Source organism: Planococcus antarcticus DSM 14505 (genome assembly GCF_001687565.2).
In the GTDB taxonomy this organism is placed as follows: Bacteria; Bacillota; Bacilli; order Bacillales_A; family Planococcaceae; genus Planococcus; species Planococcus antarcticus.
The window spans coordinates 169,444-185,519 of the sequence record NZ_CP016534.2; the positions used below are offsets into that span (position 1 = coordinate 169,444).

The window sequence follows — 16,076 nt, forward strand, 5'->3', positions numbered from 1 at the left end:
ATTTTTTGTGATTAACAATAGGATATGGCGATTCAGTAACAAAGCTACGACTTTCAAGCTTTGTTCACAATCTACCGCGTATGGCGAATGGATTTTTCAATAGACGGTTGGTACAATCTTAAGAGGACTTTAAATAACGGAGGCATTCAATTGACAATACGAAATTGGGTTAAGTTTTTCTTGAAAGCTCTTTTAATTGGTGGAGCGGTAACCGGTGTGCTCGGTTTATTCGTTCGCTGGGATGATATATTTTCACAACCGTTTAACGCAGGTCAATGGGGCGAGTTTCTCGCAGGATTTGTGTGGCTGGTCATTGTCGGCTTGACGATGAGCATCATCAGCCAATTGTGTTTCTTTGCCTACTTAACGGTGCATCAGATCGGGATGAATATCTTCCGGACATTGCGATTATGGAACTGGGTTCAGCTGTTGATCATCGGAGTGGTCATTACCGATTTGATTTTATTCCGTTTTGCACCAAACGCAGAAACGACTGAACAGGTCTGGCTATATGGCATACTATTGACCATTCTGATTGTTACCGGAGTTGTGACGGCATACTTCAAAGCGAAATGGACCAATAAGGATACATTTATTTCTGCATTGTTCTTCATGATCGTTATCACGACGGTGGAATGGTTGCCTGCATTGATGGTGGAAGAGGGGAATATCGACAGCTGGGTAACTTTATTGCTGTTCCCGTTCTTGGCAGTGAATGCTTATCAGCTATTGGTATTGCCGAAATACAACGCACAATCAGATATTGACCGACAGAAATTGGAAGAGCGGCGCGCCGCAAGAAAAGCGGAGGCACAGACAGCTTCCAAAAAATAAAAACCGTTCATCTGCTAGTTTTGTTCCGGCGGATGAACGGTTTTTTGTTTTCCTAAATTGCAATATTAAATGCAACAAAACATGAAAACCCATTAAACCGTGGTTCAGGCGATAGTGTCGAGTTCTTCTAAGAAGCACACTTTTGGTATTCGGTACCCGAGAATCTTTCGCGGCAGACGGTTGCACCCGTTCTCTGCGTAACGGATGGTTTCCTCTGCCGCAGATCGGATCGCTTTTCCTTTCGGGAGGAAGCGGCGGATGGGTTCGTTGTGGCCCTCATTCGTTCCGTGTCTGCAGGCGGTCCAGATACGTGAAGAAAATTTCTGTCTCTTAGGAGTCGACCGCTATGGCGAGGTTGGCGAACTGAGATCCGTTGTCGGAAGTGATGGCCTTGAATGCGTAGACGAACGTAGAGGGCTTGTGTGCCGGATTCACTGTCCGTGCCATCGATTCGCTTGGTGATTCCCTGATAAGTCTTTCGTTCAGTCAGCGTCATCAAGGCTTCGTCCAAGTTTTTCTTGCCGGCGACGGTATCGGTTTCCCGATGGCCGAATTCTGTCCTTTGATTAATGGCAGTCGAGCGCTCTTCGATGCTTCGCTCCAAGATGCGTTTGTTCACGTAGATTCGTCCCTTCTTTGTATTGAGGCAGATTTTCAAGGGAAGATCGATGTTCTTGAACTTGATGTATAACAGCTCGATGGAGTTGTAGAACGTTTTTATGCAAACTTTGGCGTCGCTGAAAGCTCTTTTTGGCCAGTGAAACCTGAGACGGCGTCCGGTGACCAGTTGTCTTCAGGAATCTTCTTTTTGGCAAATTGAATGAATTTGATAGCATTATCCAAGTTGTTTTGGCACCGTAGGTTTTGTGGTTCTCGTTTTATTTTGCCTGAGCAGTTTCAGGAAAGGGGGTGTAAACGCCAAACTGGACTAAACGGTTTTCCACAAATACCGGTAAACAGGCTTCAAACATCTTTTTTCCCGTCTTCATTTGCGTTACTGTGCCACGTTTCAGCTCCCGGCAGATCGTGCGTCGATCACAAATGGCCTGTTGGATTTCCCTTGTTTGATGAGTTGCGACGTGACCGCGCTGGAAAGGGTTCAGATGTTCAAATGAGCGTTTTAAAGTGGGAGATTGTGTTTGGACCCTAGATAAACCTCCGTATCGATTATGATTCGTCGACTTAATCGTGCGCGGTTAAAAGCGGTTAATCTTTAGCCTTTCCTGTTTTTCTGGGAAGTTAGCGGTTGCCCTTCATTTTACAACTATATATGTTGAATTAATGATTCCGGTCTGTTAATGTTCCGCAAATCAGCTGCCAAGAGCTTGCGTCGAACGAACTCGGGCTGTCCGAGTGGAGTTCTTTCCATGTCACTTGCGCTGTTCTCATAGGAGTCTCCGCTGGTTTGCTCCGTATCTTGATGACTTGTTACTAAAGGATGCTTAGAAGAAAGAGCGTAAGACGGCGAAGATGTGCTTCTGCATCGCTATGCTAGCTTCATCGCAAAGCCATTGCCCGAACTCCTTTCGTTCAATGACTTTCCTGCTGGAGCATGAAGGGACATCCAAGAGACCTCGCAGGAGCTTGCGACGACGTCCTGTCGTGCCAGTTTCATGAGCCACATCCTGTGGGCCCAAAGCATCCGTCTGGAGCGATTTCTTCGGTTTCCTACCTCGTTGAGTTGGAAAAGCTATTTCTTTAATTCAACTTATACAGCTTTTTTTGTTTTTTTTGGAAAAATGGTTGGATAGCAAAAGAGAGCTAGTGGCTGTAAGACGGGGGGAGTTGGTGAAGCTGGAGTAACGGAGAATACAGCAGGGAAAAAGCGTTTTAAGAAAAACTTTCACGAAAGTGTTGACAGGAATATAAACATGCTTTAATATAGTAAAAGTCGCCAAGCAACAACGAACAACATAAACGAAACGGCGGCAAACAAACTGAACCTTGAAAACTGAACAGCAAAACGTCAACGAAAGACGTCACGAGCACTTCGGTGCGAGAACGGCTTTTGCGAAGGTTGCCACCGGCAACTGGAGCAGAGTTGTTCATCTACTCGGTGTTCGTGACTACAACTTACTGATCAGCTTTGTGCAGATCAAGCCATCTTCGGATGGTGCCAGCAACAACTAGAGCAGTCAAATGTTCTCTATAATGGAGAGTTTGATCCTGGCTCAGGACGAACGCTGGCGGCGTGCCTAATACATGCAAGTCGAGCGGAACCAGAGGAGCTTGCTCCTTCTGGTTTAGCGGCGGACGGGTGAGTAACACGTGGGCAACCTGCCCTGCAGATCGGGATAACTCCGGGAAACCGGTGCTAATACCGAATAGTTTGTCGCCTCTCCTGAGGCGGCACGGAAAGACGGCATCTCGCTGTCACTGCAGGATGGGCCCGCGGCGCATTAGCTAGTTGGTGGGGTAATGGCCTACCAAGGCGACGATGCGTAGCCGACCTGAGAGGGTGATCGGCCACACTGGGACTGAGACACGGCCCAGACTCCTACGGGAGGCAGCAGTAGGGAATCTTCCGCAATGGACGAAAGTCTGACGGAGCAACGCCGCGTGAGTGACGAAGGTTTTCGGATCGTAAAACTCTGTTGTGAGGGAAGAACAAGTACCAACTAACTACTGGTACCTTGACGGTACCTCACCAGAAAGCCACGGCTAACTACGTGCCAGCAGCCGCGGTAATACGTAGGTGGCAAGCGTTGTCCGGAATTATTGGGCGTAAAGCGCGCGCAGGCGGTTCTTTAAGTCTGATGTGAAAGCCCACGGCTCAACCGTGGAGGGTCATTGGAAACTGGAGAACTTGAGTGCAGAAGAGGAAAGTGGAATTCCATGTGTAGCGGTGAAATGCGTAGAGATGTGGAGGAACACCAGTGGCGAAGGCGACTTTCTGGTCTGTAACTGACGCTGAGGCGCGAAAGCGTGGGGAGCAAACAGGATTAGATACCCTGGTAGTCCACGCCGTAAACGATGAGTGCTAAGTGTTAGGGGGTTTCCGCCCCTTAGTGCTGCAGCTAACGCATTAAGCACTCCGCCTGGGGAGTACGGCCGCAAGGCTGAAACTCAAAGGAATTGACGGGGGCCCGCACAAGCGGTGGAGCATGTGGTTTAATTCGAAGCAACGCGAAGAACCTTACCAGGTCTTGACATCCCGCTGCCCGGTGTAGAGATACGCCTTTCCCTTCGGGGACAGCGGTGACAGGTGGTGCATGGTTGTCGTCAGCTCGTGTCGTGAGATGTTGGGTTAAGTCCCGCAACGAGCGCAACCCTTGATCTTAGTTGCCAGCATTCAGTTGGGCACTCTAAGGTGACTGCCGGTGACAAACCGGAGGAAGGTGGGGATGACGTCAAATCATCATGCCCCTTATGACCTGGGCTACACACGTGCTACAATGGACGGTACAAAGGGCTGCAACCCCGCGAGGGCAAGCCAATCCCAGAAAACCGTTCTCAGTTCGGATTGCAGGCTGCAACTCGCCTGCATGAAGCCGGAATCGCTAGTAATCGTGGATCAGCATGCCACGGTGAATACGTTCCCGGGCCTTGTACACACCGCCCGTCACACCACGAGAGTTTGTAACACCCGAAGTCGGTGAGGTAACCCTTGTGGAGCCAGCCGCCGAAGGTGGGACGGATGATTGGGGTGAAGTCGTAACAAGGTAGCCGTATCGGAAGGTGCGGCTGGATCACCTCCTTTCTAAGGATAAATTCGGAACCGAGGTTTTCTCGGGGTTGACGTTTTGCGTTCAGTTTTGAAGGTTCACCTTCAGGCGGCAACGCCTTTTTTTGTGACTTTCAATCTTGTTCTTTGAAAACTGGATAAAACGACATTGAAACAAAAATGAAGCAATTCATGTACGCGTGGCACTTGGTGCCACAACTTTTTAATTAACCATTGGTTAAGTTAGAAAGGGCGCACGGTGGATGCCTTGGCACTAGGAGCCGAAGAAGGACGGCACTAACACCGATATGCTTCGGGGAGCTGTAAGTGAGCTGTGATCCGGAGATTTCCGAATGGGGGAACCCACTGTCTTTAATTGGGCAGTATCCATGTGTGAATTGATAGCACATGAGAAGGCAGACCCAGGGAACTGAAACATCTAAGTACCTGGAGGAAGAGAAAGCAAATGCGATTCCCTGAGTAGCGGCGAGCGAAACGGGATCAGCCCAAACCAAGAGGCTTGCCTCTTGGGGTTGTAGGACACTCTATACGGAGTTACAAAAGGCAGGATTAGGCGAAGCGACCTGGAACGGTCCGCCACAGCGGGTAATAGCCCCGTAGCCGAAAACCCTGCCCCTCCAGAGTGGATCCTGAGTACGGCGGAACACGTGAAATTCCGTCGGAATCCGGGAGGACCATCTCCCAAGGCTAAATACTTCCTAGTGACCGATAGTGAACCAGTACCGTGAGGGAAAGGTGAAAAGCACCCCGGAAGGGGAGTGAAATAGATCCTGAAACCGTGTGCCTACAAGTAGTCAAAGCCCGTTAATGGGTGATGGCGTGCCTTTTGTAGAATGAACCGGCGAGTTACGATTGCATGCAAGGTTAAGCTGAGAAGGCGGAGCCGCAGCGAAAGCGAGTCTGAATAGGGCGACAGAGTATGCAGTTGTAGACCCGAAACCAGGTGATCTACCCATGTCCAGGGTGAAGGTAAGGTAACACTTACTGGAGGCCCGAACCCACGCACGTTGAAAAGTGCGGGGATGAGGTGTGGGTAGCGGAGAAATTCCAATCGAACCTGGAGATAGCTGGTTCTCTCCGAAATAGCTTTAGGGCTAGCCTCAAGATAGAGAATCCTGGAGGTAGAGCACTGTTTGGACTAGGGGCCCATCCCGGGTTACCGAATTCAGACAAACTCCGAATGCCAGTGATTTATGCTTGGGAGTCAGACTGCGAGTGATAAGATCCGTAGTCAAGAGGGAAACAGCCCAGACCACCAGCTAAGGTCCCCAAATATCCGTTAAGTGGAAAAGGATGTGGCGTTGCTTAGACAACCAGGATGTTGGCTTAGAAGCAGCCATCATTTAAAGAGTGCGTAATAGCTCACTGGTCGAGTGACACTGCGCCGAAAATGTACCGGGGCTAAACGGATTACCGAAGCTGTGGATGGATCTCTTCGGAGATCCGTGGTAGGAGAGCGTTCTAAGGGCGTTGAAGTCAGACCGGAAGGACTGGTGGAGCGCTTAGAAGTGAGAATGCCGGTATGAGTAACGAAAGACGGGTGAGAATCCCGTCCACCGAATGCCTAAGGTTTCCTGAGGAAGGCTCGTCCGCTCAGGGTTAGTCGGGACCTAAGTCGAGGCCGATAGGCGTAGACGATGGACAACAGGTTGATATTCCTGTACCACCTCCCCGCCGTTTGAGCAATGGGGGGACGCAGAAGGATAAGGAGAGCGTGCCGTTGGTTGTGCACGTCCAAGCAGTGAGGCGTGGAATGAGGCAAATCCCATTCCTGATACGTTGAGCTGTGATGGCAAGAGGTTTACCTCAGAGTCCCTGATTTCACACTGCCAAGAAAAGCCTCTAGCGAGGCGGGAGGTGCCCGTACCGCAAACCGACACAGGTAGGCGAGAAGAGAATTCTAAGGTGAGCGAGTGAACTCTCGTTAAGGAACTCGGCAAAATGACCCCGTAACTTCGGGAGAAGGGGTGCTCTGGTAGGGTGAATAGCCCGAGAGAGCCGCAGTGAATAGGCCCAGGCGACTGTTTAGCAAAAACACAGGTCTCTGCAAAACCGTAAGGTGACGTATAGGGGCTGACGCCTGCCCGGTGCTGGAAGGTTAAGGGGAGTGCTTAGCGCAAGCGAAGGTGCGAACTGAAGCCCCAGTAAACGGCGGCCGTAACTATAACGGTCCTAAGGTAGCGAAATTCCTTGTCGGGTAAGTTCCGACCCGCACGAAAGGCGTAACGATCTGGGCACTGTCTCAACGAGAGACTCGGTGAAATTATAGTACCTGTGAAGATGCAGGTTACCCGCGACAGGACGGAAAGACCCCGTGGAGCTTTACTGTAGCCTGATATTGAATTTTGGTGCAACTTGTACAGGATAGGTAGGAGCCTTAGAGCCCGGAGCGCCAGCTTCGGAGGAGGCGTCGGTGGGATACTACCCTGGTTGTATTGAAATTCTAACCCACATCCCTGATCGGGATGGGAGACAGTGTCAGGCGGGCAGTTTGACTGGGGCGGTCGCCTCCTAAAGAGTAACGGAGGCGCCCAAAGGTTCCCTCAGAATGGTTGGAAATCATTCGCAGAGTGTAAAGGCAGAAGGGAGCTTGACTGCGAGACGTACAGGTCGAGCAGGGTCGAAAGACGGGCTTAGTGATCCGGTGGTTCCGCATGGAAGGGCCATCGCTCAACGGATAAAAGCTACCCCGGGGATAACAGGCTTATCTCCCCCAAGAGTCCACATCGACGGGGAGGTTTGGCACCTCGATGTCGGCTCATCGCATCCTGGGGCTGTAGTCGGTCCCAAGGGTTGGGCTGTTCGCCCATTAAAGCGGTACGCGAGCTGGGTTCAGAACGTCGTGAGACAGTTCGGTCCCTATCCGTCGCGGGCGCAGGAAATTTGAGAGGAGCTGTCCTTAGTACGAGAGGACCGGGATGGACACACCGCTGGTGTACCAGTTGTTCTGCCAAGGGCATCGCTGGGTAGCTATGTGTGGCCGGGATAAGTGCTGAAAGCATCTAAGCACGAAGCCCCCCTCAAGATGAGATTTCCCATTGCGCAAGCAAGTAAGATCCCTCAAAGACGATGAGGTAGATAGGTTCGAGGTGGAAGCGTGGCGACACGTGCAGCTGACGAATACTAATCGATCGAGGACTTAACCAAATAATGTATCATGAAGGAATTTCAATGGGTCAATGTCGTTTATCCAGTTTTGAAAGAATAAGGAAAAGTTTTTTTATGAAAAAGCTTGTAAAAACCTGTGAGATTGGTATAATCAATCTTGTCTTTCAAAACCAAATAGTCCAGTGATGATGGCAAAGAGGCCACACCCGTTCCCATCCCGAACACGGCAGTTAAGCTCTTTTGCGCCGATGGTAGTTGGGGGTTTCCCCCTGTGAGAGTAGGACGTCGCTGGGCTATTCTATGTTTATTTTTTTGTTCCTACTGATTCTTTTACCTTGCTTCCATAGCTCAGCAGGTAGAGTGCTTCCATGGTAAGGAAGAGGTCACCGGTTCGAATCCGGTTGGAAGCTTTTGTTTTCTTTTAGGAGTTTCTTAGCGGAAAGTTAAACATGTTTATTTTAATCATGGCCCCTTGGTCAAGCGGTTAAGACACCGCCCTTTCACGGCGGTAACACGGGTTCGAATCCCGTAGGGGTCACCAATTTCATGGAGGATTAGCTCAGCTGGGAGAGCATCTGCCTTACAAGCAGAGGGTCGGCGGTTCGATCCCGTCATCCTCCACCATTTTTTTCGATAAGTGTATTATGGTGGGGTAGCGAAGTGGCTAAACGCGGCGGACTGTAAATCCGCTCCTTCGGGTTCGGCAGTTCGAATCTGCCCCCCACCACCAGTTTTATTATGTTTGGGGTATAGCCAAGCGGTAAGGCAACGGGTTTTGATCCCGTCATGCCCTGGTTCGAATCCAGGTACCCCAGCCATTTTTACTATGAGCCATTAGCTCAGCTGGTAGAGCATCTGACTTTTAATCAGAGGGTCGAAGGTTCGAATCCTTCATGGCTCATTTTTCAACTTCCTTGCGCCTGTTCAGCGCGGGGCCTTAGCTCAGCTGGGAGAGCGCGTCGCTGGCAGTGACGAGGTCAGGGGTTCGAGCCCCCTAGGCTCCATTGTTCCATGTGTATTTGTACTATCCATGTGTAAAAAACCCGTATCCATTAATTTGGATGCGGGTTTTTTTTAGTGTTTGAGGTCCCATAATGTTTAGCTCTACAAGTATTGTCCAGATTCTGATGGTTATACGACTGCCGTATCCAGTTGCAGTGCCTAACTTTGACGAGTGCAAGCCACTCCCGCTGTGCGGGAAGATATACCACTTCACCATACCGTCTTGCACCGGTCAGAGCTGGACTGTTTACAGCAACTAAAAACTGAGTCACCTCAAAGTGGAAGTTTCTTCATTAAATACCACTTTCACGTGCGAGATATACTGGACAGGCACTTTTACTTTTCACACTGTGACGCTGAAAAAACGCTACTTCGCCAGATCATCTTATGCCCGTAGCTGGTCCGCAGAATGCGAACCAGCTACCCATTGCGATAGGAAGTCGCGCCTTTAGAGTGGCTGCTGTTGGGCACTTGCGCTTTTCTTTAGCTCCCGATATATTCGGATTGGGGACGGAAAATGACGTTATTGTCTTGCTGCTCTAGCGCATGAGCAGTCCATCCGACAATCCGGGCAATGCTGAATGTTGGAGTGAACAGCTGAGTTGGCATCGCGATTGACCGCATGATGGCTGCTGCATAGAATTCTACATTTGTATAAAGAGCTCTTCCGGGTTTGCGCTCGTTCAGGAGATTGACAATGTGCTTCTCGGCAACGGTCGCTAAATCGATCCATGGATCTTCCCCTTGCAGCTCGAAACACTTATCGCGGAGTATGACCGACCGGGGATCTTCTGTTCGGTAGACCCGGTGGCCAAAGCCCATGATTTTCTCTCCGCGGTCTAGTTTTTCAGTAATGACTGCATCAATGCGATCTTCGGTTTTCATTTTATCCAGCAAATCGATGACACCGGATGGAGCTCCACCGTGAAGCGGGCCTTTCATGGTGCCAATTGCTGAAACAACGGCTGATACGAGATCGGACTCGGTGGAGATGGTGACACGTGCTGCAAATGTTGAAGCGTTCATACCGTGCTCCATGGTCAGCTTTAAATAGGTTTCGAGAGCTTCGGTCTGTACACGGGTTGGTTCCTGTCCATTGATCATCCATAAATAGTTCTCAGTGTGTCCGAAATCGTCTCTTGGACTGATAAGCTCTTGACCAATTTGAAGCCGATAAAAAGCAGCTGTCATCACGGGCAAAGCAGCTGTCAGTGCAATGGCTTGTTCGGCAGGAGATGTAGCTTGGAATTCAGCGTGTGTGTATGCCGATACCAGTGTCCGCATGGCGTCCATCAAAGGCGTTTCTTTCGGCAGTAGCTGAGCGATTTCGACAATGTGCGCCGGCAGTTCGCGGTAGCTGATCAATTGCTGTTGCAAGTTTGTTAATTGCTCAGCATCGGGCCACTGACCATACCAGAGAAAATAGGCAGTTTCATCAAACGACTTACCTTGAATTACGTCTCCCACCAATTGACCTCGGTAGCGCAGTTCTCCTCGGTCTCCATCTACGGAAGCAATCGCTGTTTGAACAGCTACTACGCCTTTCAATCCTTGCTGAAACATAAAAATTCCTCCTTTTCTTTTAGTTTACTCTCCTGGTTTGATAAAAAAAATTAAAGATATATAATTGAAGCAATTAAGAATAGTAATTGAAAGAGGGGGGGAGATTATGGAAGTCCAGTGGTTAAGAACTTTCGTGGATGCTGCAGAAACCTTGAATTTTAGGATGACTTCAGAACGCCTTATAATGTCACAACCCAGCGTCACCGTACATATTCGTTTGTTGGAAGAAAGTCTGGGTCTCCTTTTGTTCAAACGCAGTCATAACCGTGTGTCACTGACAGAGGAAGGGCGGCATTTTAAAAAGAGAGCTGCACAGGTGCTCGAACAGCTGGATGCCAGTGTGGAGGAGGTGCATTCGTTTGCGCAAGGCTACCGAAAAAAATGGATTTTGGCGATTTCCCCGTTGATGGCGGAAACGATTTTGCCCTATGTGCTGAAATCGTTTATAAGCGAACACCCAGAAGTGGAATTGGTGATCCGCGTGGAAGAATCCGAGCATATCGAAGCTTTGGTTGAATCCGAGCAAGTATCTGCAGGGATTTCAGCCTTGCCGCCTACCGGGCGAGCTATTGCTCAATACATTGTGTATGACGATCCGCTGCTGTTCATTTTGCCTAGAGATGCCTATGACGATGAGACTGGCCCTGCCGTTTCGGTAGAGAAGACATTGCGGGACTCGGTCTTGTTTACACACCATCATCCTGTTTTCTGGGAAGAGCTGTTAGGAAAGCTAAGATTTCGTGTACCGGGTATTCGGACCATGAAAGTGACACAAGCGCATATCGCCAAACGATTTATCCAGGAAGGTTTAGGGGCATCGTTTTTGCCGAAATCGATGGTTCGGCGGGAGTTGGTTGAAGGGAGATTGATGGAAGCGCATTTTGATTTGTTTCCCTTGCCTGTAGTTTCCACTTATTTTTTGACGAAAACCATGGGCGTGCTTGAAGAAGATTTTTTACGACGCATCCAATCGGTGTATTTTACTTAAAAAGGAGAGATCGGGATGATTATTGAATCGGATGGCATTCGTTTGCGCTTATTAAAGAGAGAAGATTTTGAAGCGCTGTGGGCTTTGTATACTCCAAAAATATTTGAATATATGCTCAATAAAGTTGAGGATTTTGAAGGCATGGTGACTTGGTTGGAAGCAGGTCTGAACCAATCGAACGTGCTTATTTTTGCGGTGGAAAACCCTGAGACTGCCGAGATTCTCGGCACGACACGCATATATGCAATTGACGAGACCCATAAAAGCTGTGAGATTGGTGCTACTTTTTATGCACAGTCTGCTCAGCGAACACATGTCAATACGGCAGTTAAACTCGCTTTGCTGAGTTATTGCTTCGAAGAGCGCGGCATGATCCGAGTTCAATTCAAAACGGATGCTGATAATACCCTCTCACAGAAGGCCATTGAGCGCATCGGGGCTGTAAAAGAAGGAGTATTGCGCAATGAACGCATCCGCTCGACCGGCAAGCCAAGAGATGCGGTAGTCTATTCAATTATTGATCAGGATTGGCCGAAAGTGAAAAAAGAACTTGTGGAAAAAGTGAATAAATATACTTGATTTTGTACAGTTGAGCCAAAGAGACCTTAGCGGTTACAATGAATCTATCTTGCTAAGGGGGTATAAAATAATGAATAAATTAAATATTTCTATTATCGGAGTTCCAATGGACCACGGTCAAAATCGCCGTGGCGTTGACATGGGACCAAGCGCCATCCGCTATGCCGGAGTAGTAGACCGCATTGAAGACCTGGGTCATACGGTTTCGGATGAAGGGGATATCCAGATTGGCCAGGCAGATGGCAGCGTTGACACATCAACGAATCTGCGTAATTTGAAAGCGATTACGGAAGCGACAGAAGCACTTGGTGATAAAGTATTTGAAGTGGCAGAAGCGGGCAATTTTCCGTTGGTGTTAGGCGGCGATCATAGCATTGCTATCGGTACTCTTTCTGGAATTTCGGAGCGTCATGAAAACTTGGGCGTCATTTGGTATGACGCACACGCAGACATGAACACCAGCGATACTTCACCATCCGGAAATATCCACGGCATGCCGCTTGCAGCAAGCTTTGGACACGGCCATGAAAAATTGACGAATATCCGTGGTTATTCACCGAAAGTTAAGCCTGAAAATATTGTTATCATCGGGGCGCGTTCGGTTGACCCAGGTGAGCGTGAATTGATCAAAGAGCATGGGATCCGCGTTTACAGCATGCACGAAATCGACAAAATGGGCATGCATGCAGTGATCGAAGATTCCATCCGCTATTTGAAAGAAGAGCGCAAGACGGATGCAGTCCATCTGTCACTGGATCTTGATGGCATCGATCCAATGTACACGCCAGGCGTTGGTACACCGGTTCCAGGTGGTATCAGCTACCGTGAAAGTCATTTAGCGATGGAGATGCTGTTTGATGCAGACATCATTACTTCTGCTGAATTTGTGGAAGTTAACCCGATTCTTGATGAAAAAAATCGGACAGCTGACGTAGCAGTTGCATTGATTGGTTCCTTATTCGGCGAAAAATTAATGTAATCAAAGACAGGCGAAAGCCTGTTTTTTTTAATGCCATTAAACAGGAACATTTTCCAAATGAAAATTGTTGAAAAATTAGTTGGATTTATTTGGGTATTGTCTGATACGATAGAATAAGAAAATAAAATTGAAACTTTTAGATGCAATGCACGTATATAAAGTACAGCCGCATAGGCAGAGGGAAATGAGATCATGAATGCGTTAGTCAATAAACGAATAGCTAAGGTTTTAAAAGGCGATCAGAACGCATTCGCCGAAATCGTGGAGCTTTATCAGCATCAGCTGTTTCAGATTTGCTACCGTATGCTTGGCAACAAGCAGGAAGCGGAAGATATCGCTCAGGAAGCTTTTATGCGCGCTTACGTAAATATTCACACGTTCGATCAGAATCGGAAATTTTCCACATGGCTGTACCGCATCGCCACTAATCTGTGCATTGACCGGATTCGCAAAAAAAAGCCGGACTATCACCTGGATGCTGAAGTGCGCGGGACGGAAGGCTTGAACATGTATTCGAAAGTTGCCAATGATGATGAACTTCCAGAAGAAGAGTTGATGAGGATGGAAGTTCAGGAGCGAGTACAGTACGAAATCAGCCGCTTGCCAGATAAGTACCGTGCCGCTATTGTATTAAAGTATATTGAAGAATTGCCGTTGGCAGAAATCAGTGAAATCCTAGATTTGCCGTTAGGTACGGTGAAGACACGTATACACCGAGGGCGAGAAGCTCTTCGCAAGCAATTGAGCAATTTGTAGGAGGCGAGCATGATGAATGCGTGTCCGGAAAACGTGATCCATCTAATGGGCGATTACCTGGATGGGGATATCAGTCCAAGCGATGAAAGACAATTGAAAGAATGCTTGGAAAGCTGCAGTGATTGTAGAAAGCAGTACCAGGCATTAAGCAAAACCATTGCATTTGTCCAAAGTGCATCACATATACAGGCACCTTCCGATTTTGTCCAAAAAACTATGGGACGACTGCCGAAAGAAAGACAGCATGCAGGTGTTCAGCGGTGGTTCAGAAGACATCCAATGCTGGTAGCTGCAGCGTTATTCTGCATATTGATGAGTGCGGCATTATTTACGAACTTCAACGATGATCAGCAATTTTCGTTCACCAAGCAGCCGGATTTAGTGGTAGAGGGCCAGACAGTGGTGGTTCCTGAAGGCCAGATCGTAGTCGGGGACTTGACCGTACGCAATGGCGATTTGCGTGTGGAAGGCGAGCTTCAAGGAAATGTCACGATTGTGAATGGCCAATACATGGCATCGAGTGGCGTTATTACCGGTGAAATTGAGGAAATTGACAAAGCATTCGAATGGCTGTGGTACACCATTAAAAACGGCTTCAAGGATGCAGCCGCTATTTTTGAGACAGATGGCAGCCAAACAAAACAGTAAAACCTATCCTCTCCTAAAGGATGGGTTTTTTCTATGAAGGCAAGCCCAATTCACTTATGATATACTGAATGTATATGCAGATGTAGAAAAGCGAGGGTCGCAGATGCCTTTTTTTGAGAATTTAACAGACCAAACACCATTCGGACTTCTAGGAAATGTTATCGATATTTTATTAGTTTGGTTCGTTATCTACAAATTGATCACCGTCATCAAAGGAACGAAGGCCGTTCAACTGCTGAAAGGGATCTTTGTTATTATTATTGCCCGCCTTGTAACACAGGTACTCAACTTGGAAACGCTAGGTTGGATTATGCAGCAGGTGCTGGAATGGGGCTTCCTGGCTATTATTATTATTTTCCAGCCCGAGCTGCGCCGAGCACTTGAACAACTTGGCCGCGGCAAGCTATTCTCCAGCAGTACGTTGAATGAAGAATCTGAGCGCAACCGGCTCATTGAGGCGATGTCTAAATCCGTCAGCTATATGGCTAAACGGCGGATCGGGGCATTGGTGTCGATCGAACGCGAAACCGGTTTGAGCGAATACATTGAGACGGGCATTCCGATGAATTCAGATATTACGTCTGAACTGATGATCAATTTGTTTATCCCGAATACACCGTTGCACGATGGAGCGGTAATTGTACAAAAAAACCGGATTGCCGCAGCGGCTTGTTATTTGCCGCTGTCCGAAAGTCCATTCATTTCAAAAGAGCTGGGAACGCGTCACCGCGCGGCTCTTGGTATCAGTGAAGTGACCGATGCGATTACCATTGTCGTGTCGGAAGAAACAGGAGCCATCAGCCTGACGGCGAATGGCGATTTGCATCGTAATTTGTCGCTCGAAGACTTTGAAGTGAAGCTGCGCCGGATCTGGTTCGGAGCAGAACAGCAGGAAGTCGCTCTTTCTTGGTGGAATTTGAGGGGGAAAAAGAATGGATAAGATGATGGACAATCGCTGGTTTTTACGGATTACGGCGCTGCTGTTGGCCTTTCTTTTATTCTTCACCGTGCAGGCGGAAGACAGTCCTACTGGGACGACAGACACTAGCCGGACGTCTGAAATCATTGAAGATGTGGAGCTTGAGGTATACCATGACAATAGCCTGATGGTCAGCGGTGTGCCGAAAACAGCGGATCTGCATTTAAACGGCCCCGTCAGTATTGTGCAAACTGCGCGCCAATTGGAAGACTTTACTTTGTTTGTAGATTTACGAAATTTGCCGATGGGAGAGCATCAAGTTCCTATCCAAACTGAAAATCTGTCTGAACAATTAAATATTCGGGTAGACCCGGAATTCGTCAACGTGGTCATTGAAGAGCGGGTATCGCAGGAGTTCCGAATTGATCCGGAGATAAACGAACGGATGCTTGCAGACGGTTTCACTTTAGAAAGTGTGGCTGTCGATCCCGAAACGGTTACGGTGACTGGCCCGAAAAGCATGATCGATGCCATTAGCTTTGTCAAAGCGACAGTTTCTGGGGAGCAGGGAGTGAAGGAATCCTTTACGACTGCGGCCCGTGTCCGTGTCTTGGCAGAGGATTTGACCAAGCTAGAAAGTGCGGAAATTGAACCTCAGGAAGTGGAAGTGGCTGTTGAGGTTGTCGAATACAGCAAAGTAGTACCGGTGAGAATTGAACCGATCGGTGAAGCCGGTGCAGGTATTACAATCAATGACTGGAGCACATCCACCGAAGAAGTCCGCATTTTTGGACCGGAAACCGTCGTGGATGAACTGACCGAATATGTCGTTGAAGTGGATGCTGCAAGCGTCACTGCAACGGACAGCACAGTGGATGTTGAGCTGAAAGTTCCTTCTGGCGCTTCTGCAGTTTCACCGGGACAAGTCACAGTTGAAGCGGAAACGGTTGTCGATGGCTCCGTGCAGGTGCCTGAAGATCTTGGAAATTAATAAGCAACTGAAGGCATAATGGCA

General features: G+C 48.5%; 9 protein-coding genes, 7 tRNA genes and 3 rRNA genes. 18 read left to right on the forward strand and 1 reads right to left on the reverse strand.

The window, feature by feature from the left end; translation table 11 throughout:
* Nucleotides 1–150 precede the first annotated feature (150 nt).
* The 11 genes from BBH88_RS00895 (at nt 151) to BBH88_RS00950 (ending at nt 8,631) form a co-directional block, all read left to right on the forward strand.
* Nucleotides 151–834: a KinB-signaling pathway activation protein gene (locus tag BBH88_RS00895; protein WP_006828964.1), complete on the forward strand. Its 684-nt coding sequence runs from the start codon at nt 151–153 to the stop codon at nt 832–834.
* A gap of 2,148 nt (nt 835–2,982) precedes the next feature.
* Nucleotides 2,983–4,534 (forward strand): 16S ribosomal RNA (locus BBH88_RS00905).
* Between the two features lie 200 nt (nt 4,535–4,734).
* Nucleotides 4,735–7,666 (forward strand): 23S ribosomal RNA (locus tag BBH88_RS00910).
* Between the two features lie 139 nt (nt 7,667–7,805).
* Nucleotides 7,806–7,921: ribosomal RNA gene (gene rrf / locus BBH88_RS00915) — 5S ribosomal RNA — on the forward strand.
* Together the 16S, 23S and 5S rRNA genes with 7 tRNA genes alongside form the textbook arrangement of a ribosomal RNA operon.
* A 43-nt stretch (nt 7,922–7,964) precedes the next feature.
* Nucleotides 7,965–8,037, forward strand: a tRNA-Thr gene (locus tag BBH88_RS00920).
* A gap of 56 nt (nt 8,038–8,093) precedes the next feature.
* Nucleotides 8,094–8,168, forward strand: a tRNA-Glu gene (locus tag BBH88_RS00925).
* Between the two features lie 7 nt (nt 8,169–8,175).
* A tRNA-Val gene (locus BBH88_RS00930) sits at nt 8,176–8,251 on the forward strand.
* 22 nt (nt 8,252–8,273) lie between these two features.
* Nucleotides 8,274–8,357 (forward strand) — tRNA-Tyr (locus BBH88_RS00935).
* A gap of 13 nt (nt 8,358–8,370) precedes the next feature.
* Nucleotides 8,371–8,445 (forward strand) — tRNA-Gln (locus BBH88_RS00940).
* 10 nt (nt 8,446–8,455) lie between these two features.
* Nucleotides 8,456–8,528 (forward strand) — tRNA-Lys (locus BBH88_RS00945).
* Nucleotides 8,529–8,558: 30 nt separating this feature from the next.
* Nucleotides 8,559–8,631: transfer RNA gene (locus BBH88_RS00950), tRNA-Ala, on the forward strand.
* 481 nt (nt 8,632–9,112) lie between these two features.
* On the opposite strand, the gene BBH88_RS00955 is transcribed toward BBH88_RS00950, so the two are convergent.
* On the reverse strand, nt 9,113–10,192 hold the full coding sequence (locus tag BBH88_RS00955; RefSeq protein ID WP_065536308.1) for a citrate synthase/methylcitrate synthase: 1,080 nt from the start codon (nt 10,190–10,192) through the stop codon (nt 9,113–9,115).
* 106 nt (nt 10,193–10,298) lie between these two features.
* Between BBH88_RS00955 and BBH88_RS00960 the strand changes: the two genes are divergently transcribed.
* The 7 genes from BBH88_RS00960 (at nt 10,299) to BBH88_RS00990 (ending at nt 16,052) form a co-directional block, all read left to right on the forward strand.
* Nucleotides 10,299–11,180 (forward strand): LysR family transcriptional regulator, encoded by an 882-nt coding sequence (locus BBH88_RS00960; RefSeq protein WP_065536307.1) that lies wholly within the window; start codon nt 10,299–10,301, stop codon nt 11,178–11,180.
* Between the two features lie 15 nt (nt 11,181–11,195).
* Nucleotides 11,196–11,759 (forward strand): GNAT family N-acetyltransferase, encoded by a 564-nt coding sequence (locus tag BBH88_RS00965; protein ID WP_006828041.1) that lies wholly within the window; start codon nt 11,196–11,198, stop codon nt 11,757–11,759.
* A 70-nt stretch (nt 11,760–11,829) separates the two neighbouring features.
* A complete protein-coding gene (rocF, locus tag BBH88_RS00970) occupies nt 11,830–12,738 on the forward strand; it encodes an arginase (protein WP_006828042.1) in 909 nt (302 codons plus the stop codon).
* A 192-nt stretch (nt 12,739–12,930) separates the two neighbouring features.
* Nucleotides 12,931–13,494, forward strand: a complete 564-nt coding sequence (gene sigW, locus BBH88_RS00975) for an RNA polymerase sigma factor SigW (RefSeq protein WP_006828043.1) — start codon at nt 12,931–12,933, stop codon at nt 13,492–13,494.
* Nucleotides 13,495–13,506: 12 nt separating this feature from the next.
* The gene (locus tag BBH88_RS00980; RefSeq protein WP_065536306.1) at nt 13,507–14,142 is read left to right on the forward strand and encodes an anti-sigma factor family protein; all 636 of its coding nucleotides are present in this window, start codon (nt 13,507–13,509) and stop codon (nt 14,140–14,142) included.
* 103 nt (nt 14,143–14,245) lie between these two features.
* A complete protein-coding gene (gene cdaA, locus BBH88_RS00985; protein ID WP_006828045.1) occupies nt 14,246–15,082 on the forward strand; it encodes a diadenylate cyclase CdaA in 837 nt (278 codons plus the stop codon).
* The gene (locus tag BBH88_RS00990; protein ID WP_065536305.1) at nt 15,075–16,052 is read left to right on the forward strand and encodes a CdaR family protein; all 978 of its coding nucleotides are present in this window, start codon (nt 15,075–15,077) and stop codon (nt 16,050–16,052) included. The genes cdaA and BBH88_RS00990 overlap by 8 nt, the downstream gene beginning before the upstream one ends.
* The last annotated feature ends 24 nt before the right edge of the window (nt 16,053–16,076 follow it).